This window comes from Sanguibacter sp. 25GB23B1, from assembly GCF_040012415.1.
GTDB lineage: Bacteria > Actinomycetota > Actinomycetes > Actinomycetales > Cellulomonadaceae > Sanguibacter.
Window position 1 is genome coordinate 1 of the sequence record NZ_JBDYKL010000012.1, and the last position, 25,271, is coordinate 25,271.

Here is a 25,271-nt window from a genome sequence, read left to right on the forward strand (position 1 = left end):
GCACGAAGGACGGTGGCCTGGCGGACGACACGTTCGAGGTGTCTGCCGAACCGGAGACGTTCCTCGTCCCGGAGAGGTTCGAGGGTACGAACGTCTCCCGGGCCGTCGCGCTCGCTCCGCTCCTGGGGCACGACGGAGCGGCGTGCGTCGGGCTGGACGCAGAGCTGCAGGCGCTGGGGTTCGCCGCGAGGATCGTCGAGCGACCGGACCGGTGGGGCGGGGACGGTACCGACTCCGGCTGGCCCGAGACGCTCCGGGCGCCGTCCGAGGACCGAGAGCTTCGCGAGCGGTGCATGAGTCGGTGGCAAGAGCTCAACGAACGCCCGTCCCGTCACGCGGCTCGTGCGTTCGCGCTCTCGATGCTGGACAGCCCCAGAGAGCGGGAGTCGACCGCAGCCGCGGCGACGCTCTGGGGAGAGGTCGACGGCTCCGCGCCGCCAGGCGGCGATCCAGCCGCTGACGCCCCACCGCCCGGGCTCGAGCACCAGGTTCGCCGCCGGCTCGACCTCGCCTCGCGGTCAACCGACGCGGTCGTGCGCTCCTTCGCCGGTGCGGCCGACGTCCTGGTGCGCCAGCGGGGTGTCAGCGCTCGGGGGGCTGCTGCGGTGCCTCCGGTCGTTCCCGGCGTCGAGGAGCCCGGCACCAACGTCGCGACGATGGTCCACGGCACCTGGGGCTGGGACGGGCGATGGTGGCGGCCCGGTGGAGACTTCCACACCTTCGTCGCACGCAGAGTCCGACCCGGCCTGTATGGCGGAGGCGCGCGCTACGGCTGGAGCGGATCGCCCAGCGGCGACCAGCGCAGGCTCGCTGCACAGGACCTCGCCGACTGGACCGCCGAGATCGCGCCCGGTGGTCTGCGGACGCTCTTCGCACACTCCTACGGAGGTGAGGTGGCCGCGCGAGCACGCCTGGCAGGGACGCCCGTCGAGGAGCTCGTGCTGCTCAGCTCGCCGGCCACCACCGAGGTCGTGGCCGCTGCGGCGGCCGGTCGGACGGTCGACGTCCGGCTGCGGTTCGACCCGGTGCTCGCCCTCGCGCGGACCCCGCAGCGACTGCCCGCGGCGCCGACGGTCGTCGAGGTCCTGCTGGCTGCCTGGCGCCTGGACCACGGTGCCACCCACGATCCGCGCGTGTGGGAGAGCGAGAACGTCCTCGAGCGCACCGGCCTCCTCGTCGAGCGAGGCGGTCGGTCGGGAGGAGCCGGCCAGCAGGCTGTCGCCGCGCACGGCTGAGGTGCAACGATGTCGCGGTGCGCGAGTACTGGAACCACAACACGGCCTTTCACCCACTGATCCTCCGCCACGCGCGTCGAGCACGTGGTCGTGCGCTCGACGTCGGGTGCGGGGACGGGCTGCTCGTCCAGCGACTCGCTGCGGTGAGCGACCAGGTGACCGGCATCGAGCCGGACCCGCGTGCCCTCGCTGTCGCCCAGGCCCGGACCGCAGGACTCACGAACGTCTCCCTCGCTCGGTCCGGGCTGCTCGAGCAGCACCACGACGGCGCGGAGTTCGACCTCGTGACGCTGGTCGCAGTCCTGCACCACATGGACCTTCGAGCAGGGCTGGAGCGCGCCCGCTCCCTCGTCGCACCGAGCGGGCGCCTCGTCGTCGTCGGGCTCGCTGCGAACCGGACCGCGCTCGACTGGTTCGTGTCCGGTCTGACGATCCCCGTCGCGCGGGTCATGGGGGCTCTGCGCCACGAGACGGATCCCGACGTCGTGTTCGTCGACCCTGTCGAGAGCCTCGCCGAGGTTCGTGAGGTCGCCCGCGAGCTCATGCCCGGGGTCCGGATCCGACGGGGCCTGTACTACCGCTACGTGCTCACCTGGACGCGGCCGGGCCAGAGCAGAGCGCGCGGAGAGGTCCGCGCGCTCCCGTAGGCTCGGTCGCATGCACTGTTCGTACTACGTCGCAGAACGGTGCCGATCCTGCACGCTGATCGAGCAGCCCTACGCCGAGCAGATCGCGGGGAAGCAGGCGCACTGCGAGCACGTCCTGGGAGCCCACGCCGACCTCGAGTGGCTGCCGCCCGTCGTCAGCGCGGAGGCCGGGTTCCGCAACAAGGCGAAGATGGTCGTCAGCGGCACCGCTGCGGAGCCGACGCTCGGCATCCTCGACGAGGCGCTGCAGGGCACGGACCTGCGCGGGTGCCCGCTCTACCCGCCGGCGCTCAGCGCGGCCTTCCCGGTCCTCGCGGAGTTCGTCACGCGAGCGGGTATCGAGCCGTACGACGTCGTACGCCGCAGCGGAGAGCTGAAGTTCCTGCTCGTCACCCTGTCGCCGGACGGCGAGATGATGCTGCGCCTCGTCCTGCGCTCGCAAGAGGCCGTCACCCGGATCCGCAAGCACCTGCCTGCGCTCCAGGCAGCGCTGCCGGCGCTCGTCGTCGTCTCCGTCAACCTCCAGCCCGAGCACAAGGCCGTCGTCGAGGGGGAGCGGGAGATCCTCCTCACCGCCCAGGAGACGCTCACCATGCGCCTCAACGGGATCGACCTGCACCTGCGGCCGCAGAGCTTCTTCCAGACGAACACCGAGGTCGCCGCAGCCCTCTACCGGCAGGCGCAGGAGTGGGTGGCCGAGCTCGCCCCGGCCACGGCATGGGACCTCTACTGCGGTGTCGGTGGCTTCGCGCTGCACTGCGCCGTCGACGGTCGCGGTGCGGCAACCGGACGAGACGTCGTCGGCATCGAGGTGAGCAGCGAGGCCATCGTCAGCGCGACGCACAGCGCCCGCGAGGCAGGCCTGGACCGGGTCACGTTCGCCGCAGGGGATGCCACGTCGTTCGCGCTCGGCGAGGACGTCCCGGCCCCGGAGCTCGTCATCGTCAACCCACCACGACGAGGCATCGGCCCCGACCTGTGTGCCTGGTTGGAGCGGTCCTCCGTGCAGCACGTCATCTACTCGAGCTGTCACTCAGGATCCCTCGCCCGGGACCTCGCAGCGATGCCGTCGCTCCGGCCCCGCCGAGCGCGCCTGCTCGACATGTTCCCGCAGACCAGCCACTACGAGGTCGTCACGCTCCTCGAGCGGGTACCGGGATAGGGTGACCGCCGTGCTCAGACGTCCCGTACCGGCCCTCGTCGTCGTGCTGTCGCTCGGGCTCGGCGCGTCGTGCCTCACCGGGTGCTCGTTGCTGGCGTCGACGTCGACGCTCGCAGACCTCTTCCCCGATCCAGCCCTTGCTGGGTGCGTCGCCGAGGCGATGGGGGCCGGGTCACCGGACGAGAAGGTGTCGGACGACGATCTCGAGGACGTCCTCACGCTCTCCTGCGCCGTCGACCGCACCGTCGCCGGTGACACTGCCTCGAGGCCGGCAGGCCCGATCACCGACCTCTCCGGGATGGAACGGCTCAGCCAGGTCGCCGTCGTCGACCTCACCGGGAACGCCGTGGTCGAGCTCGGCCCGCTGGCCGGCCACGAGAAGCTCAGCCGGCTGACCCTGACGAACAACCAGGTCAGCACCCTGGCACCGTTGCGCGAGCTCCCGGTCCTCACCGACCTCGGCCTCTCCGGCAACGAGCTGCGCGACCTGGCGCCGCTCGCCGACCTGACGGATCTGCGGTTCCTCGGCCTCGCGGACAACGCGATCGGCGACGTCGCACCGCTCGCGGCGCTCAGCGGGCTCACCGAGCTCGACCTCACGGACAACGTGGTCACCGACCTCTCGCCGCTCGCCGGGCTCCCGCAGCTCAACCGTCTGAGGGTCCCGCGCAACGCGGTGGCCGACGTAGCGCCGATCGCGGACCTCCCAGCCCTCGTCATGCTCGACGTCGCCGACAACGCGATCACCGACACGACCGCGTTCACCGGCTTCCCGGTCCTCGACGAGCTGTGGATCGGTGGCAACCCGCTGACCGACGTGGCGCAGCTCCGTGACCTGCCTGCCCTGCTGGGCGTCGACTTCACCGGGTCCTCCCGGACGGGCATGACCGGGCTCGACGAGCTGGAAGCGAGCGGCGTCTACGTCGGCGGCTTCGCCTGACGGCCGACCAGAGGTGCCGCGCTCGGCGACAGACGCCTCGCGACGCCGGTGGCTGAAACGTTTCAGCCTCGATGAGAAGATCTCATACGGGACCTTTCGACAGGAATGCGGTGCTAGTTTCGGCTCGCCGCGGGCGGTTCGCCCCCTCCGCGCCGACCCCGTCGCCGAGTCGCTGGAGATCCCGTGCGCCCTCCCCTGAACCACCCCTCCCCGTCCCGGCCCCGCCGGTTCGCCGTCGCCACCCTCGCCGTGCTCGTCGGTGCGCTCGGGAGCATCGCGGGCATCGTGAGCCCTGCTGCTGCCGCGGCACCCCGCGACGGCGGGACGTTCGCCGTCTCCAACGTCGCGAGCGGGCTGTGCCTGGACATCACCGGCGGCTCGACGGCCGACAACGCCCTCGTCCAGCAGTGGGGCTGCACCCCAGGAGCGGGCTGGCAGCAGGTCACGCTCGCAGCGACAGCCTCCGGTGCGTACACCCTCGCGAGCGTCGCGTCCGGCAAGTGCATCGACGTGCCCGCACGTTCGACCGCTCGAGACGTCCAGCTCATCCAGTACCGCTGCAACGCCGCCTCTGCCAACCAGCAGTGGTTCATCACCGCGTCGGGCAGCGGGTACCAGCTCAAGAGCGTGTCGAGCGGGCTGTGCATGGCGGTCCGCGGGGCGTCGCGCGCGAGCGGAGCGGCCATCGTCCAGGAGACCTGCGCCGCGTCCGGGGCCCTGCAGTTCCAGCTGACCGAGGCAGGCACGACGCCGACCACTCCGACACCCACGACCCCTGTGGCAGGGTCCTGGCAGGCAGAGGACCTCGATCGTGGCCTCATCAGCGTGCGGTCGGGGAACGGCAACCTCGTCCAGTGGCGCCTCCTCGGGACCGAGGCGACGAGCACCGGCTATCACGTCTACCGGGCCGGGACGAGGATCACCTCGACACCGATCACCGGGTCGACGAACCTCTACGACTCCGGCGCGGCGGCGAACGCGAGCTACACCGTCCGGGCCGTCGTGGGCGGCGTCGAGCAGCCCGCGTCAGGCGCGTCTCTCACCTTCGCCAACGGGTACCTCGACGTGCCCATCCAGAAGCCCGCGGGCGGCACCACCCCCGACGGTGTCGCGTACACCTACGCCGCGAACGACGCGAGCGTCGGCGACCTCGACGGAGACGGCCAGCTGGAGATCGTCCTCAAGTGGGACCCGTCCAACGCCAAGGACAACTCGCAGTCCGGGTACACGGGCAACGTCTACCTCGACGCCTACGAGCTCGACGGCACGCGGATGTGGCGTCTCGACCTCGGCCGGAACATCCGTGCCGGCGCGCACTACACGCAGTTCCAGGTCTACGACTACGACGGAGACGGTCGGGCCGAGGTCGCCCTGAAGACTGCCGACGGCACGAGGTCGGGGACCGGACAGACGATCGGCAGCGCGAGCGCCGACCACCGCTCCTCCGCCGGATACGTCCTTGCCGGTCCCGAGTTCCTCACGATGTTCGAGGGGCGCACCGGTGCGATCCTCTCCACCGTCGACTACGTGCCCGCGCGCGGCACCGTCTCCTCCTGGGGAGACAGCTACGGCAACCGCGTCGACCGCTTCCTCGCCGGCACCGCATACCTCGACGGGCAGCGACCGTCGCTCGTCATGGCGCGCGGCTACTACACACGCTCCGTCGTCGTGGCCTGGGACTTCCGCGACGGGACGCTCCAGCGCCGCTGGACCTTCGACTCCGGCTCGTCGACGAACTCCGGGACGGCCGGCCAGGGCAACCACTCGCTGTCCGTCGCCGACGTCGACGCCGACGGCAAGCAGGAGATCCTCTACGGGGCGCTCGCCATCGACGACAACGGCTCGCGCCTCTGGAACGCGGCCACGGGCCACGGCGACGCCGGTCATGTAGGCGACCTCGTGCCGAGCCGCCCAGGCCTCGAGTACTTCAAGGTCAACGAGTCCACGAGCCAGCCGAGCTCCTGGATGGCCGACGCCAGCACCGGCCAGCTCCTGTGGAAGACGGCGTCGGGCGCCGACAACGGCCGCGGCGTCTCCGCCGACATCTTCGCCGGGAGCCCCGGCGCCGAGGCGTGGTCGTCGGCCGACGCCAGCCTCATGAACGGAGCCACCGGCGCGTCCGTGGGCCGCAAGCCCAGCAGCACGAACTTCCTCGCCTGGTGGGACGGCGACCCGGTCCGCGAGCTCGTCGACCGGACCCAGATCAGCAAGTACGGGACCTCGGGCGACGCACGCCTGCTCACCGCCACCGGCGTCACGTCGAACAACGGGACCAAGGCCACGCCCAGCCTCTCCGGCGACCTGTGGGGAGACTGGCGCGAGGAGGTCGTGTGGCCGACGTCCGACAGCTCGGCGCTGCGCATCTACGCGACGCCGGTCGAGACGCCGCACCGCGTGACGACCCTGCTCCACGACGCCCAGTACCGCACGGCGATCGCGTGGCAGAACACGGCCTACAACCAGCCGCCGCACCCGAGCTTCTTCCTCGGAGACGGGTTCACGGCGCCGGCGAAGCCGAGCATCTACACGCCCTGACGGCCGCGCATCTCGTCGATCTGACGGCGCTCGCGCTTCGTCGGACGGCCGGCACCGCGGTCGCGGTACGGCACGAACGCCACCTCCTCCCGGGGCGGGGGAGGTGGCGAACGGTCGACCAGGCACTCTGCGGCGACCGTCGCACCCACGCGCTTGACGACGATCCGCGACACCTCGACGATGCGCTCGGGGCCCTCGCCCCGCACACGCACCTCGTCACCGACCCGCACGGCAGTGGCTGGCTTGGCCTTCTCGCCGTTGACCTTGACGTGGCCCGCCTTGCAGGCGGCGGCAGCCAGCGTGCGGGTGCGGAACAGACGGACCGCCCAGACCCAGCTGTCGACGCGAGCCTGCGTTCCTGCGTCCTGCACGGGCGGCTCCTGTCGTCGGGCGGTGCGCTCCACGGTCGCGGCGGCCCCGGACGGTCGGGTGATTCGGGTCGCCGACCCTTGCGGATCGTGTCGTTCGGATCATACGTCCGTGGGCCGAGCGGACGGCACTTGTACCCTGTGCTCAGCCGACCCGGGACCGAGCAGCCTGGGGACGACCCGAGGAGCGCACCATCGCCGTCCCACCCCCCGACCACGAGCCCCGTGACCCCGCGCGCGCGGACGTCGACCTGCTCGGCGCCCTCGTCGACGAGATGGGTGCCGCGATCGACCGTCGACCCGGCTGGTCCGCGGAGTCCCGCGCGCGCGGTGCCCACGCCGTGCTCAGCGCGGAGCGTGCCGAGCTGACGCGCCTCGCTGAACCGTGCTCTGCTCTCGCGACGACCTTCGGCCTCACGCGTGCGGACGAGCGGCTGCTCGCCGTCGCCCTGCTCGGCGAGCTCCACCCGTCGGCCCACCTCCTGCTCGGGCTGCTCTCCGGCGAGGACGGACCCGCCCGCCCGACCGTCGCGCTCGCGCTCGAGCTCGTCGGCCTGTCCACGCTCGACGGCGCGGCGCGTGTGCGCCTCGCCGCGCTCAGCCCGCTCCGACGCCACCGGCTGCTCTCCCTCACGGGCGACGACGTCCTGCTCTCCCGCCGACTGCAGGTCGCCGAACGGGTGGTCGCGCACCTCCTGGGCGACCCGACCCCGCCGGCCCACCTGCTGCCGCTCCTCGGACGTGTCACGCCCGTCGCCGTCGACGGCACCGCAGCGGTCGCCGGTGCACTGGCCGCAGGAGAAGGGCTCGTGTGGATCGCGTCGCCGCCCGGCACGGCCGGCGTGGCGCTCGCCGCTGCCGCCTGCATGGAGCTCGAGGTCGTCTGCCTCCTCGCGGACCTCCGCCGAGCACCCGCCGCCGCCGACGTCCCCGGCGAGGCACCCGGCATCCCCATAGGCATCGCACGAGAGCTCGTCGCCGACCTCGTCCTCGAGGCGGCGCTCGGCGGCGCTGTCCTCGTCCTCGCGGGAGCCGACCTCGCGGCCCCGGCCGTGGACGTCCTGCGAACCTCCCCGGCGCCGGTGCTCGCCGTCGGGACGTCCGGCTGGAATCCTGCCTGGGCCGCCGAGCTCCCGGTCTCCGTCGCCGCGCCCCGCCTGAGCACCGAGCAGCGCAGCGAGCTGTGGTGGCTCGCCCTCGGCGGACAGCTGCCCGACGGCGCCATCACCGGGCTCCGGCTCACTCCCGAGCAGATCACCGTCGTCGGCCGCCACGCCCGCCGCACCGCAGACCGTGCCGGCACCCCGCTGACCGCCGCGACCGTCAAGGACTCCGCACGACGGCTCGGCCGCGGCTCCGGTCACTCCGCCGCCTCCCGACGCCCCGGCTCCAGCGCCGCGACGCTCGACGACCTCGTCCTGCCCGAGCGCACGCGTGCCGAGGTCGACCGCCTCATCGGCTGGGCGCAGCACCGCGACGAGGTCTTCGCTCTCGGCGACCTCCAGGGCAAGGGTGGCAAGGGCACCGGAATCGCCGCACTGTTCTCCGGCAGCCCGGGCACCGGCAAGACCCTCGCGGCGCACGTCGTCGCCGACGCCCTCGGCATGGACCTCTTCCAGATCGACCTGTCCACAGTCGTGGACAAGTACATCGGCGAGACCGAGAAGAACCTCGAGAAGGTCTTCGCCGAGGCGGAGTCGCTCAACTGCGTGCTCTTCTTCGACGAGGCCGACTCCCTCTTCGGCAGCCGCTCGAGCGTGAGCGACTCCAAGGACCGCTACGCCAACCAGGAGGTCGCCTACCTCCTCCAGCGCATGGAGTCCTTCGACGGGATCACCGTCCTCGCGACCAACCTCCGAGGGAACCTCGACCAGGCCTTCGCCCGGCGCCTGCACTTCATGATCCACTTCCCCGACCCGGACGTCCCCACGCGGCGCAGCCTCTGGGAGCACCACCTCGACCAGCTCCCAGGCACCGACCCCGCGGACCCCGTCGACCTCGACGCCCTGGCAGCACACCTCGAGGTCGCCGGGGGAGACATCCGCAACATCGTCCTCTCCGCTGCCTACGAAGCGGTCGCCACATCCCGCCTCGTCGGCATGCGCGACCTCCACTTCGCCGTCCAGCGCGAGTACACCAAGCTCGGCCGGCGCGTCCCCGCCAACGCCTTCGCCTGAGCCACGCCGCAGAAGTTCAGTAGCGATTGCGGTAGTGCTCGCCCGCCCCGGCGACCGAGGATGGCGAGGCGCGGGTCAGCACCAGCCCTCGCGCGGCGGCCGAGGCCCGAACGAGCGGAGACGTCGTGAGCGTGACCAACGTGCAGGACCACGAACGGCCCGCGCCCCGCGCCGAGACCTTCGCCCCGGCCATCCACACCGACGCGACGGTCGCCGCCGACCCGCAGCCCGTCGCCGGCCTCATGGTCGGTCGGGCCGACGCCACCGCCGAGCAGGACGCCGACGCCCTCGCCGACCGTGCGCTGCGCCGCCTCGACAGCAGCGCCGGGACCGGCGTCGGCGACGACGGGGCAGGGGAACCGCACGCCCACGGAGCCGGTTGCGGACACCTGCGCCGGTCCGCACAGGCGACGCCCGGAGCGGCCGTCGGCTTCGAGGGTGGCGCGCTCGACGAGACGACCAGCGCACTCGTCGAGTCCCGCCGAGGCCGCGGATCAGCCCTCCCCACCGGTGTCCGCCGGTCCATGGAGACCGCCTTCGGCACCGGCCTCGGCCACGTCCGGGTGCACGACGACCCCGTCGCCGCGAACCTCAACCGCACCGTCTCCGCCGCCGCGTTCACCACCGGGGCCGACATCTTCTTCGGCGCGGGCCAGTACGCACCCGACGACGCCGCAGGCCGGAAGGTCCTCGCGCACGAGATCGCCCACGTCGTCACCGAGGGACCGGGCACGAGCGTCCGCCGGTTCTTCGGCTGGTTCAAGCGCAACAAGCCGGCGAAGGAGGACGACCACAGCAAGGCGCTCGAGAAGACGGAGAAGGTCGACCTCGCTACCGCCCGCGACGAGGGCGAGAAGGGGCGCGCCGCCATCAAGGACGAGGCGTACGCCGGCGACGGCTCCCAGGCGCCCGCCACGCTCCAGAAGCTCAACGCGCTCTTCGCCGAGGCGCTCGCGGAGGAGAAGACCCTCCTCGCGCTCATCAAGAAGGAGCACGCAGCCGATCCGGAGTGGACCGACGACCACTCGATCGAGATGGCGTACCAGCTCACGTGGCTCGAGGGGAAGTACGCCGCGCAGCTCGCCTCGGTGGCCCCTCCTCGCAAGACCGCCTCCGAGCGCCTCCTCATCGCGGTGCGCCGCGCGCGCACGAACGCCAGCGTCCGCGCGACGATGAGCGCCGAGGCCGAGCTCGGCTCCATGCTCCCCAAGGGCGTCGAGGCGATCTACGAGCAGTACGTCGCCAAGGTCGACGCGCTGGTCGCAGCGAAGACCCACACTCCGGACACCGCGGCAGCCGAGGCCGAGGCGCTCGTCTGGGCGACCGCCGACCCGAAGCTCATCAGCCTGCGGCCGGCGCGCAACAGCCCGCTCGACGTCAAGGCACTCGCCGACGCCCGCCGACGCATCCCGCTGCGGCCACCGCCCAAGCGTGAGCTGAAGCCCGCGGAGCGCGCGGACGCCGCGGTCGAGGGCGTCATCGAGAAGAGCGAGAAGCCCCTGACGGGCATCGACGCCGTCCAGTCCGTCGTCGCCTCGGCGGGCAAGAGCAAGGACAAGAAGCTCGATCCCACCAACACGGGCGACCCGGCCTACGCGTCCGACCCCACCGGCATCGGCGGCGCGGTCTTCGCCTCGAAGGAGGCGGCCGGTCGCGTCGCGAGCGGGGAGCGGACGGCGAAGGAGACCGACTTCCCGGAGTCGGTGGAGACCAAGGCTGCCGGAGGGATCTCGACCGTCACGACCCTCTTCAGCGGTCTGCTCGACAGCGCCAGCGCGACGCTCAAGTTCGTCAAGGCCCTCGACAAGGCCATGGACGACCCGAGCCCGCGCAAGGCGCTCGCGGCGGCCAAGGCCGGCTTCGACGGTCTCACTGCGCTGACGAGCACGGCGAAGGACACGGCCGGTCTTGCACAGCTCATCTCGCCCGGGGTCGCGGCGTCGGTCGCGAAGGTGATCCCTGGCCTGAACATCGTCACGGCCGTCACCGGGCTCGGCAGCTGCGTCATGACGCTGGCCGACAGCGCCCTGCGGATGGACGAGGCCAACACCGCCGTGTTCGACGCACGCACCCGGACGCCGAACGCCAAGACGGTGGACGTCATGGTCCGTCCGATGCTCCAGGTCTCCGAGCGATTCACGAAGAACCTCGAGCAGGCCTCGTGGAGCACCGGGGTCGCGGTGAGCGAGCTCGTGACGTCGATCGCCACCGTCGCGTCCGCCGGAGGTTTCGGCATCCCGAGCGCCGTCCAGGCCGGCGTGAGCGCTCTCGACACGCTGCACTCGCTCGGCCACTTCATCGCCGACCAGATCCTCGCCCGCATCGCGAAGTCCCTGCAGGGGGAGTCGACCGGGCGTCTCGAGGGAGCCGCGGAGAACCAGATGCGCAGCAACTCCGGCATCGCGGTCGACGGGATCATCATGCGCGGGGTGCAGGGCGACAAGATCGCCCAGGCGTTCCTCGCCAACTACGAGGTCGACGGCGAGACGGTCACGCCCGCGATGCTCGCGAAGCTCCGCCTCGCGGACGACGGCGAGCTCTCCGACGAGAACGTCCACGCCGAGGAGAGCCTCGTCGAGATCCGGGACGCAGTCCTCGCGGCCATGGGGACGACCGCCGACCCTGAGTACTTCTACGAGTCGTGGCAGGACAAGATCGGCTCGGTCATGGCGAAGTGGGGCGACACCGGCGAGCTCGCCGAGAAGCGCAACGCGCTCGACAACCCGACCGGAGCCGCGGGAGTCGAGCCTGCGCGCGGGCTGGCGTGGCGTCTGAAGATGATGCTCAAGAGCGAGGAGAAGCTGGGGCGGTCGAAGAAGAAGACTGACGCGCACCGCGTGGACGCCGTGCCGACAGAGAGCATCCTCGTCCAGGTCGGGAACGCCGTGCTGCCCTCGATCGCCACGGAGAAGCAGGTGCAGACGTTCGTCGCGGAGCTCGAGACGATGCCCGACGCGGAGATCCTCGCGGCGGCGAACGCCCCCGACCTCGTGGACGCGGCGCGCGAGCTCCTCCTGAAGTTCGTCCAGGACCGACTCGCGAAGGCTGCGGCCGGAACAGGTGCCCCATGACCGACCAGACAGTGACCGACCAGCCCACGATCCGCACCCAGGGCCCGGGCGCCGGGACGACGACCCTCGACGCGGTGATCGCCGCCCTCACCGCCGACGGCCGGACGCTCGACGTCGACCAGGACCTCGAGACCTTCGACGTCGCGCCGCTCGTCGCGGGCGGCGAGCCGGTTCTCGGCGTGGTGATGACGACCGGTCCGGCCGTCGTGTTCTACGCCGTGCGGTCAGAGCTCGTCCCCGCCGCGGCCCGCGGAGCCGTCGCCGAGTGGGCGACCCGCGAGAACACCCGGCTCTCGACGTCGGCCGTCGAGCTCGACCTCGAGCGGGGGATGCTCTCCCTGCGCTCGGGCGTCCGGCTCCCGGACGTGCCGGTGAGCTTCGACGTGCTGCGCTCGCTGCTGCGCGGCGCGCTCGCCGAGGTGGAGTCGGTCTCCCTCCGTACAGGACCGGCTGCGGAGGAAGTCATCGCGAGCGCCCTCGAGGGTGCAGCGGCTGCCGAGACGTCCGCGGAGGACGCCCGGTGACTCGTCGGACCTCACCGCGGCTCGCCTGGCTCGCCGTCCTGGCGCTCGGAGCCGTGACCCTCTCCGCCTGCTCCGGGTCGGACGACCCGGCAGGCACCGACGTCGACGTGTTCGAGCTCGCGGTCGGTGACTGCGTCCGTGCACCCGAGGAGGTGACGACGGAGGTCGAGACCGTCGTGCGCACCGACTGCACCCTCCCGCACGAGCAAGAGGTCTACGCGGAGGTGGCCTACGACGGCGAGGACGAGGACACGTATCCCGGCGACGCGGCGCTCGTGACCTTCGCCGACGGCCGGTGCGCGGAGGAGTTCGAGGAGTACGTGGGCGTGGACTACCGCGACTCGGAGCTCTTCTTCACCTACCTCCTGCCGTCCGCCCGCGGCTGGGACCAGGGGGACGACCGCGAGGTCCTGTGCTTCGTCACGACCACCGGCTCCGAGCTCACCCGGTCCGTCAAGGGCTCCGCGCTCTAGCCCTCGCCCCCGACACAGAGAGAGACCCATGGGATCCCCAGCACTCGTCGCGACCGCCCAGCTCGTCTGCCCGTTCGGCGCCGCCCCGGCCGTGCTCAACGTGCTGCCCGCGAACCGCGTGATGATCGAAGGCCGTCCGGCCGCGACGGTCGCCGACATGCAGCCGTTCCTCAACGTCGCCCCCTTCGGGATGTGCATGTCCCTGTCCAACCCGACCGTCGCGTCCGCGACCGCCATGGCGCTCGGCGTGCTCGTCCCCATGCCCTGCGTGCCCGTGACGACAGGCACCTGGGCTCCCGGGGCCGCGAAGACGACCATCGGCGGGGTGCCCGTCGCGACCCAGGGGAACGTCTGCACGTGCGCGTACGGCGGCGTCATCCAGGTCGTCATGGCCGGCTCCATGACGACCACCGTCGGCTGACGGGCACCGGCGCCGACCCGAGCCGCACCCGAGCGTCGGTCGACGGACGAACTTCCGTAGCGATTACCGATGCTGCTGGTACCGGGCCCCGCCTACGGTGATCCCCGTGCGCGCCGCGTGCCCCGCGTGCTGCCTGCCCACGGCCCGGGGGACGGCGACCAGACGACCGGAGGGGAGACAGACGTGCTGATCCCAGCAGTCGAGGACGCGCTCGAGCTCTACCTCCGACGTACCCTTCCGCTCCCCGAGGACGTGGGCGACCTCGCGTTCGACACCCCGTCGGGGAGCTGGTCGGCGCAGGTCAACCGGATCACGGTGAGCGCCTTCCTCTACTCGGTCTCGCGGAGCCCGCAGCCGCCACGTGCGTCCGCTCCGCGGGTCGGCAGCGACGGGCAGATCGAGCGTCGTGCACCGCTCCCGCTCGTCCAGCTGAGCTACCTCGTCAGCGCGTGGGCCGGCAGCGTCCGGGACGAGCACCAGCTCCTCGGAGACGTCCTCACCCGGCTGCTCGCCGTCCAGGTGCTTCCCGACTGGGCGGTCGAGGCCGACCTCAACTCCTCCATCCAGGTCGCGCTCGCGACCGACGAGCTCAACCGCCCGCGCGACCTCTGGGGTGCGCTCGGGGGAGGCCTCAAAGCATCCTTCACGCTGCTCGTCACCGTTGCGTCCGACGCGTACGACTGGGAGGCGGCACCCACGAGCGTCGCGGACATCAGCGCCCGGGCGTCCGTGCTCCCGCGGCCGGTCACGGAGACACCGCGCACGGCGCGCGGCCGATGAGGATCCTCAGCACGACGGGCGTGCTCGAGGCCGTCCCCGGAGAGTCGGTCGAGCTCACGCTCGAGGTCGTCAACACCGAGACCGTCATCGAGGGCGTGACGGCCGTCGTCATCGGCATCTCCCCGCAGATCGTGCGCGCGCGTCCCGCGTCGCTCCCGCTCTTCCCCGACGCGCAGGGTGAGATCACCCTGACCTTCGCCGTGCCGCCGACCTTCGCCGCAGGGCGCCACCAGCTGACCGTCGAGGTCCGGGGGAGCGCGCCGGGCGCCGTGCCCGTGCACCACGACCTCGAGCTCGTCGTCGCGGCCCGACCGCGCATGGAGCTGCGTGCCACACCGAGCGTCGTCCGGGCCCGGCGCCGCGGAGAGTTCACCGTCGAGAGCGTCAACCTCGGCAACGTCCCGCTCGACGTCGGTCTCCGCGCCCGCGACCCCGACCGTGGCCTGAGCACGACCATCAGCCCGTCCGCGCTGACCGTCGCACCCGGCGAGACGGTCACCTCGACCGTCACCGCCACCGGACCGCGCCAGGTCTTCGGCTCCGACCACGACCGGCCGTTCCGGGTCGATGCCGAGGCGGGCGAGCTCTCCGAGTCCCGCTCGCTCATGCTCCGCCAGCGTCCGCTCGTGAGCCGAGGGCTGCTCACCGTCCTCATCCTGCTCGCGGTCGTCGCACTGTGGGCCCTCATCTTTCTCGTCGGGATCCGCGGTGTGCTCGGTGACGACCCCCTGACGAAGGTCTCGCCCGCGTCGTTCTTCGCCGCCAGCGGCTCCGCCGACGGCACGGGACCGCCCGCCGGTGCACTGTCCAAGGACGGCACGGTCGGTGCCGACGTCGGCGGCACGCTCACCGGGACGGTCACCGCGGCCTCCGACGGCGAGGGCGTCGGGCGCATCACCGTCGAGGCCTTGCGCACCAGCCGTGCCGGGCTCGTCGTCGAGGCGTCCGCCGCGACCCAGGCGGACGGGACGTTCACGGTCGCCGGGCTCTTCCCCGACGCATACCTCCTCCGGTTCAGCGCAGCCGGCTACGACACCGTCTGGTACCCGAGCGCCCCGAGCGAGACCGGGGCCACACCCGTCCGTGCGCGTGCCCAGGAGATCACCGACCCCGTCAGCCAGGTCGTCGTCGGTCTCCCGGCGTCGCTGTCCGGTGTCGTCGAGGTCGGGGACACCCGCGAGCCGGTCGTCGCGACGGTCGTCGCCCGCCCGCAGTGGGCCGCCGCCGAACCGGGTGTCGAGTACACGACCGAGACCGCCGCCGACGGGACCTACAGCTTCCCCGCGCTGCCCGCCCCCGGCACGTACGAGCTGGGTGTGACAGCCGAGGGCTACCAGCCCGCCACCCTCACCGAGCGCCTCGCCGGGGGGCAGAGCCGCTTCGTCACCGACGTCCGGCTCGGTTCCGACGCCGGTCAGATCAGCGGGACCGTCACCGACGGGACCAACCCGCTCGGCGGCGTCGAGGTGACCACCACGGTCGACGGCCAGCCGGTCGTCGTCGGCACCCCGACGCTCGGCGTCGTCGGATCGTTCGTCCTGCCCGGGCTCGCCACCCCCGGCACCTACGTCGTGACGTTCACCAAGGAGGGGTTCGGGGAACGCACCGTCGTCGTCGACCTCGCGGCGGGGGAGTCGCGCAACGACCTCGTCGTCGTCATGGCCGACGGCGTCGGGCTCCTCACCGGTCGCGTCGTCGACCCGGCTGGGACCGGCCTGGGCGGCGTGACCGTGAGCGTCGGCGGCGGCACCACGGCCGTCACCGCGACGAGCCTCACGAGCGGCGACGTCGGCAGCTTCACGGTCTCGGGACTCGCCACGCCCGGCTCCTACACGCTGACCTTCACAGCCCCCGGGTACGGCGCGCAGAGCGTGCCGGTCGAGCTCCTCGACGGTGTCCAGCACGAGCCGGTGGGCGTCACCATGTCACCGTCCCTCGGGAGCATCAGCGGACGTGTCACGCAGGACGGTGCCCCGGTCCTCGGCACCGAGGTGGTCGCGACCAACGGCACGCAGTCGTGGACGACGATCACGGGCAGCACGAGCTCCGGCCCCGGCGCCTACGCCTTCAGCGGCCTCGCCCCCGGCACCTACACCCTGACCGTCTCCGCCGACGGGGCGGTACGTGCCACCGGCCTCGTCACCGTCACGGCGGGCGTCATCGCCACGCGGGACCTCGACACGACGAGGGGGAGCTGACATGAGGGTCTCGCTCTCCGAGCGCCGGATCAGCGTCGTCCCCGGCTCTCCGTCGTACGTCACGGTCACCGTGACGAACACGAGCCAGGTCATCGCCGGCTACTCCCTGCGCTTCCTCGGCGCCGACCCGTCCTGGGTCACCGTCGACGACCCGGACGCGCGGCTGTTCCCCGATGCGAGCGCCGAGATCCGCGTCGGCCTCACCCTGCCCGTCGGGGTACCCGCCGGCGCGCGACGCATGGCCGTCCAGGTCCGCGAGGCCACCGACGAGCAGGTCGTGGCGATCGAGGAGATCGTCGTCACCGTCCCCGAGCAGCCGGGACTCCAGGTCCGGCTCGACCCCGCCACGGTCACCGCCGGCCGCCGCGGCGAGTTCGGCGTGGTCGTCGAGAACCAGGGCAACACCATCCTGCGCGGCCGGCTGCGGGGAGTCGATGCCGAGGACAAGATCGCCTTCGCCTTCGCGCCGGACCGCTTCCGGCTCGCGCCCGGCGAGCACCTCACGACGACCCTGCGCACCACCGCACGCAGGCCGGTCTTCGGGGCGCTCGCCGTCCGCCCGTTCGGGCTCTTCGTCGACGACGCAGCGCGGACCCGCCGCACGGGCACCTCCTCAGCGACGACGGTGCCCTCGGCACCGTCCGACGACCTCGACGGCGACGCGACGACCGACGAGCAGGCTGCCGTGCCCGCAGCATCGGGCGTCTTCATCCAGAAGCCGCGCTTCGCGCGCTCCGCGCTCTCCCTCGTCGGCCTGCTCGTCGCCGTCACCGTGTTCGCGGTCGTCATCTCCCTCGGGCTGAGCAGCGTCCTCGCCCGCTCCGCCGCCGACCGCGACCTCGCCCTGCAGGTCGCGCAGGCGCAGTTCTCCGACACGTCGAGCGGGACCGCCGGCATCGCCGGGACGGTCCTCCTGCTCTCCGACGGCCAGCCGGTCGATAGCGTCTCCGTCGAGGTCTTCGACGAGTCCGACACGTCGGCCGCCATCGCGACGACCGCGACAGGCGCCGACGGGACCTTCGCCATCGGCAGCCTCCCTGCGGGCAGCTACAAGATCCGCCTCCTCGGGTCCGGCTTCGCCGAGGTCTGGTACCCCTCGGCCGTCGCCGACGCCGATGCCGAGATCGTCGACCTCACCGCTGGCGAGCGAGTCACAGGGCTCAGCGTCCTGCTCGGCGGTATCCCGGCGACCCTCTCCGGCACGGTCACCGGCGCGGACGTCGCCGGGGCCACCGCCCAGCTGCAGATCCCGCTCGAGGCCCAGGTGCTCGACGGGCTCGTCGACCCGACCGCGGGAGCCGGCCAGGGCGCCGGGGCCGAGCCCGGCGCCAGGGGGAACGGCGCCGTCGTACGGACGGTCCCGGTCGGTGCGGACGGCCAGTTCTCGCTGACGAGCGTGCCGTCGCCCGGGGTCTACGACCTCGTCGTGTCCAAGGCAGGGTTCAGCACGCAGGTGCACCGCATCGACGTCGCCGCCGGCGAGAACCGCGACGGCATCGAGGTCAGCCTCCTCGACGGGGACGGCTCCGTGACCGGCCGGGTCGTCTCGGGTTCAGGCCCGGTGCCCGGTGCGACCGTCGTGGCGACCTACGGCCAGACCGTCGTCCAGACGGTCAGCCTCACGCAGGACGACGTCGGCGGCTTCACGCTGCGCGGGCTGCCCACCCCCGGCACCTTCACCGTCGTGGTCAGCGCACCCGGGTACGCCCCGGCCACCCTGAGCGTCAACCTCGGCGACGCCCAACAGCTCAGCGGCGTCGTCGTGACGCTCGGGCAGTCCTCCGGGACGCTCACGGGACTCGTCTCCACCCCGGGCGGGGTCACGCCCGCAGGCATCACCGTCACCGTGAGCGACGGAGCTGTCACCCGCCAGACCGTCACCCAGAGCAGCGCGCCCGCGGGCGCGTGGCGCATCAGCGGCCTCCCGCTGCCGAGCACGTACACGGTGACGTTCTCCCGTGCGGACCTCGCGTCCCAGGTCGTGTCCGTGACCATCGACGGCCACGGCACCGTGAGCACCGGTGCGTCGGCCGTCTCGGGCGTCGACGTCGCCATGCGTGTCTCGTCGGCACGCATCGTCGGTGTCGTGTCGCAGGCCGCGCTCGGCGGCGCACCACAGCCCGCCGGGAACGTCCAGGTCACGGCGTCCTCCGGCACCTCGACGTTCTCCGTCACGAGTGCGTCGACCCCCGAGGCCGCGCGCGGGAGCTTCGTGCTCGAGAACGTTCCGCCCGGCACCTACACCGTGACGTTCTCCCGCAAGGGGACCCGGTCCACCTCGAGCATCGTCACGCTCACCGCAGGGCAGACCGCCACGCTCAACCCCCAGCTCGTCTCGCCGGCGTCGATCAGCGGCACGGTCCGCGCGAACGGTCTCGTGGCTCCCGGCCTCGAGCTGCGCCTCTACACCGCGCAGGAGTACGGCACCGCGGCGGCGCCCCGGATGGTGACCCGCACCGACGCGACAGGACGCTACCTCTTCGAGGACGTCGACGCCCCCGCCCACTACATCATCGAGGTCATGTCAGCGAGCGGCGCCGCCGCGCTCGAGACCTCCACCGCCATCACCCTCGGGCAGAGCGACGCAGCGATCTACGACTTCACCTTGGACGCGACCTCATGAGCGAGACCACCACGACCACCACCGCAGGTGGCGCCCCGAGCGTCGTCGTCGAGCCCGGCGCCCACACTCCCGCAGGGCAGGCGGGTATCTTGCGCGTGCACGTGCGCAACCTCGCCGACGGCCCACGAGACATGATGATCACCGTCATCGGCCTCGACGACGGGTGGGCGCCCGAACCGGTCCGGCTCGACTCCGTCGACGCCGACATGACCGTCTCCGCCGAGGCCGCGCTCGTCCCTGTCACCGGCGCGATGGCGGGCGAGTACCCGTTCGTCGTCGTGGTCCAGGCGCTCGTGCCGGGCGCGAGCGCGCCGACGGCCGCAGGTGGCTCGCGCGCCACGACGCTCGTCGAGAGCACCCTCACGGTCGACGCACCGAGCGAGGTGCTGCTGGCCGTCGAGCCCGCCGACTCCCGCATGCGACTGCGCCGACGGTTGAGCGTCGTGGTGTCCAACACCGGTACCCTGCCCGTCGAGATCGCCCTGTCGACCCAGACCGCCAAGGGTCTGCGGCTCGAGCTGCCGACGGAGCACATCACCGTCCCGGCACGCCAGACCGTCACGCTCGCCGCCCGCGCCCGCAACCTCCGCCCGCAGCTGACCGGCCACCTCGACCGACGCGACTTCTCCGTCGAGGCCCGGGGGCTCCAGGCGCCCGCCCGGTTCCGGGGCACCGTGACGACCCGGCCGCTCGTGACGTCGGCGATGATCCGCGTGGTCGCACTGACGATGGTCGTCGTCATGTGGGGCGGCGGGATGCTCGTCGGCGTGCCGTGGCTGACGCAGACGATCAACGAGAACGGCGAGCAGACGACCGCACAAGAGGCCGGAGGCGACGACCCTGACGGCACAGAGGACGCTGACGGCGCTGCAGGTGCGGACGGCGAGGCCGGGGACGGCACCGGAGGAACGGGTGGCGGTGCGGGCGACGGAGCCGGTGCGGTGGACCCGGGCGTGCGCGTCGGTGGAGTCGTCACGGCGACGGACCCGTCCGGCGTCCAGGTCGAGATCGCGCCCGCGAGCATCGTCGCCGACGCGGACGGAGGCGAAGGGATCGAGACCGACGGGTCCGGCGACACGCAGGCCATGGGGACGCCCGGCAGCGGAGCCGACGGCGGTGGCGGTGGCGGCGGGTCGTTCGCCCGCGCGGTCCCCGTCCCGGCGACCGTCGGCTCCGCGCTCTCTCGCGACAGGGACGACGAGCCGCTGACCAAGACCTCGGCACGCGCCCTCGTGCTCGAGTCGACGACAGCGCTCGCGACGTCGCGCAGCACCTCGACGGACACGGACGGCACGTGGGCCTTCGTCGGCCTCTCGCCGAACATCAACTACCTCGTGACCATCTCCAAGCCCGGCTACCAGACCGTGCGTCACGTCGTCTCCGGTGCCGAGGCCGCGGCGGGCGGAGTCGACGTCGAGCTCGTCGCCGGCGACGGCAGCCTCACCGGTCGGGTGACCGGACCAGGCGGAGCGGGCCAGGGCGGTGTCGAGATCGTCATCACCGACGGCACGAGCACCATCACGACGAGCACGACCACCACCGGGGTCGTCGGCTCCTGGTCGGTCGAGGGTCTGTCCACCCCCAGCACGTACCTCGTCACCGCGAGCGGCACCGGTCTCGGGGCGCAGTCGACGCTCGTGACGTTGGCCGCGGGCGGCTCACGGACCACGGACATCGCCCTGTCCCAGGGGGTTGCCACGCTCAGCGGCATGGTCTCCGGCCCCGACTCCCTCGGTTTCGTCACCGGCCTCGGGGGAGCGACGGTCACCGCGAGCGACGGAGACGTCACCCGCACCGCGTCCACCGTCACCGGCGGGCTGCCCGGGTCCTTCACCCTCGTCGACCTCCCGATCCCGGGCCGGTACACCGTGACCGTCGAAGCGCCCGGCTTCGCCCCGCAGACCCAGGAGATCGACCTCACGGCTGGATCGTCCGCGGCAGTCCTCGACGTCCTGCTCACCTCGGGCAGCGGCGTCGTGCAGGGCACCGTCCGTGACCCGGCGGGCACCGGGCTCAGCGCTGCCGGGCTGACCCTGCGCAACGACGAGCACGTGTACAAGACGATGGCGACGTCCGACGGCTCGGGCTCCTTCCGCTTCAACGGCATCACGCCCGGCGACTACGTGCTCGCCGCCGAGCATTTCGGTCACCTCACGGGGTACACGACCGTGCGGGTCGGGCCGGGGGCTGCGACGACCGCCGACCTCGTCCTCACCGTCGTCGAGGGCGACGGACTCGTGTCCACCTCGCGGATCCGTGGCCGGGTGAGCGACGCCCGCACCAACGGCCAGCTCACGTGCACGGCGCTGGCGCCCGGCGAGCAGTGCCTCGTGACCGTCTCGCTGACGGCGCAGAAGGTCGACGGGTCGCAGCGCCCCGTCTCCGTGACGTCCGACCCCAACCTCGAGTACCTCATCCCCGGCGCGGGCGAGGAGGGCCTCCTGCCCGGGATCTACACGCTCACCGTGTCAGCGCCCGGCTACGAGCCCGGCACCGTCAAGGTGCGCGTCGCCATGGACCAGACCGTGACGGCCGGCCAGGTCGCTCTCTTCCCCAGGCCTGCGCTCACCGGGACCGTCCTCACGCGCGTCGGCGCCGTCCCCGCGGGGACGTGCGTCGTCGCCGTGCCGCGCGGCACCGCCGTGACGACGGATCCGTGCGCCGTCGACGGCGCCGCCGGGACCACGCCGCCGAGCTGCACCATCACCGCGCCCGCTCGCTGCGCCTATACCGGCGACAACGGTTCGTACTCGATGATCAACCTCTCCAGCGGGACCTACCAGCTCACCGTGCGCCCCGGGAGCGACGAGTACCGCTACACCCAGGCACCCACCGAGATCACTCTCGCCCCAGGAGACGTGCGGCGCTTCGACGCGACGATCGACCGCCTCGGCCGCGTCGCGGTGACGGTCCTCATCGACCTCGGGAACGGCGCCCTCACCAATGCGGACGAAGCGACCGTCACCCCGAGGCGCGTCGGCGGCGACGAGGCCGAGGCGCTGCGGCTCGAGCGCGACGCCGACGAGAGCGGATACGTCCAGCTCACGCATCTCCCCGCCGGCGAGTACGTCCTCGACGTGGAGTGGGTGAGCCCGACGAACACCGTCTTCACGGGGAAGATCGTGGGCCTGGTCGTCGCGGACAACCAGGAGCGCTCCGTCCCGGTGGTCCTCACCGGAGCCACCCGGAACTTCACCGGGCGCCTCGTCAGCCAGCTCAAGGCGTCCGGTGCCGAGTCCGCCGGGGTGCACACCGTCGAGATCAGCGGTGTGGTCGGCTACAACGGACTGTCGGCGATCCGCCGGACCGTCTCGGTGAAGACCGGCACCGACGGTCTGTTCCGGGTGTTCGCCACCGCACCCACGGTGGGCCTGCAGCCGGGAGACGTGGTCCTGCCGCTCGTCGCCGACCAGGTGGACATCGTCGTGCCTGCCGCCTCGGGCTACCTCGCGCTCAACCGCTCGAACATCGCGATCGCCGACGACACCCAGCTCATCCTGGAGATGCAGCCGGCCGGTCAGTCGTTCAGCGGCACCGTCGAGCTCGTCGGGGCAGGCACCGCTCCCGGTGCGCTCTTCGAGGAGGTGACCTTCGAGGTCCTCTCGGCGCCGCCGGGCGCCGGGACGGTGTCGCTCGCCGCGGGGGCGCCGACCGGGAGCACCGCACCCGTCGTCTGGACGGACCTCGCCCAGACGGCGGAGGGCACCGGGACGCTCGCGCGTCCCGGCGAGTACCGGATCCGCGCGAGCCTCCCTGGGTACGACCCGGTGGAACGCACGGTCGTCGTCAACGTCGGCTCCTCCAACACCACTGCCCTGTTCATCCTGCGGAAGTACGGCGAGCTCCGGGTCAACGTGCTGCGCAGCCACGTGAACGGCGTCGAGGAGTGCCAGGGGGCGACACCGGCCACCACGTGCGTCCCCGTCTCCGGGCCGGTCGTCACGCTCTCCATCAACGGCATGTCCCAGGTCGGTCAGTCCGAGCCCGGCACGAGCTTCGTCGACTTCGGTGCCGTCCCCTCGGGCATGTACACGGTCGTGGTCCAGGCGAACGGCTACGAGCGCCGCGAGCTGCAGGTCACGGTCAACGCCGGCGACACGAGGACGGCGAACGTCCACAACGTCGCGCTGTCGCGACTCGGCGTCATCACCGGGACCGTGACTACCGGCTCGGGCGGCTCGCTGCGGGCGCTCCCCGGTGTGGCGGTCACAGCCCGGTTCGAAGGCACCACCTTCAGGGCGACGACCGGCGCCGACGGCACGTACCGCATCACCGGGACGATCCTCGAGCCAGGGCTGCGCGACGGCGACTGGGACGTCACCGCCGCCCTGGCGGGCTACCAGGGCGGGGCCGCGGTCACCGTGCCCGTCCTCGGTGGCAACGACGGCACCGCCAGCTTCACGATGACCGCAGACCCCGTCACCGTGACGATCTGGGTCATCGACCCGGTCGACAACACGGGTGTGGACGGCCTGGCCGTCCAGCTGTTCAACGGGGACGTGTCCGTGCCCCCGACCTGCGTGCCGGGACAGGTGGGAGCGCCCTGCACCGAGGCGGCCGGTTCCGGCAAGTACACCTTCCAGGGCGTCCCGCCGGTCCAGACGACCGTGCAGATCTCGGGCGCGGGGTTCCGCCCGCTCACGGTGACCGTCACCCCGCCCCCTGGCCAGGCCAGCGTCATCACCGTCCCGATCACGTCGATCGCCAACACGATCAGCGGGACGGTCACGGGGCAGACCGGCGCGGGGTCGACGTCCGAGCTCGAGGGCGCGGTCGTCGAGCTCACCTCCCCAGGGTTCACCAGCAGGTCGCTGACCACCCCGGCCACGGGCGCGTTCGTGTTCTCCGAGCTCCCGGACGGCACGTACGTGCTCGAGGTGACGAGGACCGGCTACGGCACGACCGCGCGGACCATGACGGTCACCGGAGGACAGGTCTACTCCATCGACGTGACCCTCTTCGAGTCCTCCCGCCAGGTCGTCGTCACCCTGACGTCCACCTCCGGGTACGACCTCACGGGCACGCTCGTGTCCCTCACGGCAGGCACGACGACACTCTCGGGCCAGCCGCTCGCCCGGTCGACCGGGTCGACGTACACGACCACCTTCAACCAGGTGCCGCCGGGTGCATGGACGGCGACGTTCTCCGGGGCGGCCGGGCACCCGTGGTCGTTCACCGCGCCGCTCGGCGCCGACGCGACCACGCTCGCCCAGTCCGTCTCCGAGGTTCGGGTCCAGCTGTCCGCCACGAGCAGCGCCAGCGGCGCGCCGGGCTCGCTCGCGGTGGCGATCACTGGGGGTCCGTCGCCCGCGGGCACCACTCAGCTCGTCGTCGGCGGTCCGTCGGAGACGCTCTACCTTCGCCAGGTCCCGACCGGGTCGCCGGCTCCGGCCCCCTACGTCGTGACCGCTGCACCGACGGGCGGGTGGAACGTGGCCCCCACGTCGCGCAGCATCACGAGGACCGAGACGGACGTCTGGGCGCAGTTCGTGCTCTCCGGCGTCGCGACGACGACGACACTGACGACCCCGCCCACGGCGATCACTGTCGGGACGCCGCAGAGGTATGACGCCAGGGTCGAGGACGCGACAGCGGGGACGGTGACGTTCACGCTCGGCGGGGTGACGCTCGGGACGGGACCGGTCACGCCGAGCGGTGGTGGCAACGGCACTGCCTCGATCACGGAGCCCCTCGCCTCCGGACAGCTGCCTCTCGGGTCGCAGCCGCTCGTGGCGACCTATAGCGGCAGCGGGTCGGCTGCACCGTCGGCCTCAGCGGCGGCGGCGGTCCTCGTGCAGGCGGCGACGACCGTGACGATGGCGACGCCGGCCGTTGTGGAGCTCCCTGAGCAGCCGGAGCTGTCCGCCACGGTGACACCGGCGGTCCCCGGGACGGTGACGTTCCGCAGGAACGCCACGGTCCTGTGCACCGCCACGACCGACGGGAGTGCCCCCGCCACGTGCACCGCGACGGGGCTCGCAGCCGGGACGCACGCGGTCCGGGCGACCTTCGTCCCGACCGACCCGAACTACCTCGACTCGACGTCGGCGGCCGTGAACGCCGTGGTCTCACCGGCCCCGGGACCGTGACCGGCCGGCGGAGCGTGGATGCCCCGAG

At 72.3% G+C, this 25,271-nt stretch carries 15 protein-coding genes; 14 read left to right on the forward strand and 1 reads right to left on the reverse strand.

Annotated elements, in window-relative coordinates:
- The 5 genes from ABKW26_RS08745 to ABKW26_RS08765 form a co-directional block, all read left to right on the forward strand.
- The coding region (locus tag ABKW26_RS08745; RefSeq protein ID WP_348592771.1) for an alpha/beta hydrolase at nt 1–1,235 on the forward strand (1,235 nt) is incomplete at its 5' end.
- 17 nt (nt 1,236–1,252) lie between these two features.
- The gene (locus ABKW26_RS08750) at nt 1,253–1,882 is read left to right on the forward strand and encodes a class I SAM-dependent methyltransferase (protein ID WP_348592773.1); all 630 of its coding nucleotides are present in this window, start codon (nt 1,253–1,255) and stop codon (nt 1,880–1,882) included.
- A gap of 10 nt (nt 1,883–1,892) precedes the next feature.
- Complete coding sequence (gene rlmC / locus ABKW26_RS08755) at nt 1,893–3,044, forward strand: 23S rRNA (uracil(747)-C(5))-methyltransferase RlmC (RefSeq protein WP_348592774.1); 1,152 nt, start codon at nt 1,893–1,895, stop codon at nt 3,042–3,044.
- A gap of 10 nt (nt 3,045–3,054) precedes the next feature.
- Nucleotides 3,055–3,984, forward strand: a complete 930-nt coding sequence (locus ABKW26_RS08760; protein ID WP_348592775.1) for a leucine-rich repeat domain-containing protein — start codon at nt 3,055–3,057, stop codon at nt 3,982–3,984.
- A 183-nt stretch (nt 3,985–4,167) separates the two neighbouring features.
- Nucleotides 4,168–6,519, forward strand: coding sequence for an RICIN domain-containing protein (locus ABKW26_RS08765; RefSeq protein ID WP_348592776.1), 2,352 nt, complete (start codon nt 4,168–4,170; stop codon nt 6,517–6,519).
- On the opposite strand, the gene ABKW26_RS08770 is transcribed toward ABKW26_RS08765, so the two are convergent.
- Nucleotides 6,507–6,890 carry a S4 domain-containing protein gene (locus tag ABKW26_RS08770; protein WP_348592778.1) on the reverse strand — a complete coding sequence of 128 codons (384 nt, stop codon included), beginning with the start codon at nt 6,888–6,890 and terminating at the stop codon, nt 6,507–6,509. The two genes, ABKW26_RS08765 and ABKW26_RS08770, sit on opposite strands and share 13 nt — an antisense overlap.
- Nucleotides 6,891–7,162: 272 nt before the next feature.
- Between ABKW26_RS08770 and ABKW26_RS08775 the strand changes: the two genes are divergently transcribed.
- The 9 genes from ABKW26_RS08775 to ABKW26_RS08815 all read left to right on the forward strand — a co-directional run bounded on the left by ABKW26_RS08775 (nt 7,163) and on the right by ABKW26_RS08815 (nt 25,243).
- A complete protein-coding gene (locus ABKW26_RS08775; RefSeq protein WP_348592780.1) occupies nt 7,163–9,064 on the forward strand; it encodes an ATP-binding protein in 1,902 nt (633 codons plus the stop codon).
- Between the two features lie 125 nt (nt 9,065–9,189).
- Nucleotides 9,190–12,135 carry a DUF4157 domain-containing protein gene (locus ABKW26_RS08780; RefSeq protein ID WP_348592782.1) on the forward strand — a complete coding sequence of 982 codons (2,946 nt, stop codon included), beginning with the start codon at nt 9,190–9,192 and terminating at the stop codon, nt 12,133–12,135.
- The gene (locus ABKW26_RS08785; RefSeq protein ID WP_348592784.1) at nt 12,132–12,659 is read left to right on the forward strand and encodes a YbjN domain-containing protein; all 528 of its coding nucleotides are present in this window, start codon (nt 12,132–12,134) and stop codon (nt 12,657–12,659) included. The genes ABKW26_RS08780 and ABKW26_RS08785 overlap by 4 nt, the downstream gene beginning before the upstream one ends.
- Nucleotides 12,656–13,132, forward strand: a complete 477-nt coding sequence (locus tag ABKW26_RS08790; RefSeq protein WP_348592786.1) for a septum formation family protein — start codon at nt 12,656–12,658, stop codon at nt 13,130–13,132. Before ABKW26_RS08785 ends, ABKW26_RS08790 begins: the two co-directional genes overlap by 4 nt.
- Nucleotides 13,133–13,160: 28 nt before the next feature.
- Nucleotides 13,161–13,553 carry a DUF4280 domain-containing protein gene (locus tag ABKW26_RS08795; RefSeq protein ID WP_348592788.1) on the forward strand — a complete coding sequence of 131 codons (393 nt, stop codon included), beginning with the start codon at nt 13,161–13,163 and terminating at the stop codon, nt 13,551–13,553.
- A gap of 183 nt (nt 13,554–13,736) precedes the next feature.
- Entirely contained in the window at nt 13,737–14,333 is a 597-nt protein-coding gene (locus ABKW26_RS08800) for a DUF4255 domain-containing protein (protein ID WP_348592789.1), read from the forward strand.
- Nucleotides 14,330–16,531: a carboxypeptidase-like regulatory domain-containing protein gene (locus tag ABKW26_RS08805; RefSeq protein WP_348592791.1), complete on the forward strand. Its 2,202-nt coding sequence runs from the start codon at nt 14,330–14,332 to the stop codon at nt 16,529–16,531. The genes ABKW26_RS08800 and ABKW26_RS08805 overlap by 4 nt, the downstream gene beginning before the upstream one ends.
- Nucleotide 16,532: 1 nt before the next feature.
- The gene (locus ABKW26_RS08810; RefSeq protein WP_348592792.1) at nt 16,533–19,154 is read left to right on the forward strand and encodes a carboxypeptidase-like regulatory domain-containing protein; all 2,622 of its coding nucleotides are present in this window, start codon (nt 16,533–16,535) and stop codon (nt 19,152–19,154) included.
- Nucleotides 19,151–25,243, forward strand: a complete 6,093-nt coding sequence (locus ABKW26_RS08815; RefSeq protein WP_348592793.1) for a carboxypeptidase regulatory-like domain-containing protein — start codon at nt 19,151–19,153, stop codon at nt 25,241–25,243. The genes ABKW26_RS08810 and ABKW26_RS08815 overlap by 4 nt, the downstream gene beginning before the upstream one ends.
- The last annotated feature ends 28 nt before the right edge of the window (nt 25,244–25,271 follow it).

Bases quoted from the DNA above. Each gene is read 5' to 3' on its own strand.
- rlmC (WP_348592774.1), top strand. From the start codon at position 1,893: ATGCACTGTTCGTACTACGTCGCAGAACGGTGCCGATCCTGCACGCTG.
- ABKW26_RS08775 (WP_348592780.1), top strand. From the start codon at position 7,163: ATGGGTGCCGCGATCGACCGTCGACCCGGCTGGTCCGCGGAGTCCCGC.
- ABKW26_RS08785 (WP_348592784.1), top strand. From the start codon at position 12,132: ATGACCGACCAGACAGTGACCGACCAGCCCACGATCCGCACCCAGGGC.
- ABKW26_RS08795 (WP_348592788.1), top strand. From the start codon at position 13,161: ATGGGATCCCCAGCACTCGTCGCGACCGCCCAGCTCGTCTGCCCGTTC.
- ABKW26_RS08805 (WP_348592791.1), top strand. From the start codon at position 14,330: ATGAGGATCCTCAGCACGACGGGCGTGCTCGAGGCCGTCCCCGGAGAG.
- ABKW26_RS08810 (WP_348592792.1), top strand. From the start codon at position 16,533: ATGAGGGTCTCGCTCTCCGAGCGCCGGATCAGCGTCGTCCCCGGCTCT.
- ABKW26_RS08815 (WP_348592793.1), top strand. From the start codon at position 19,151: ATGAGCGAGACCACCACGACCACCACCGCAGGTGGCGCCCCGAGCGTC.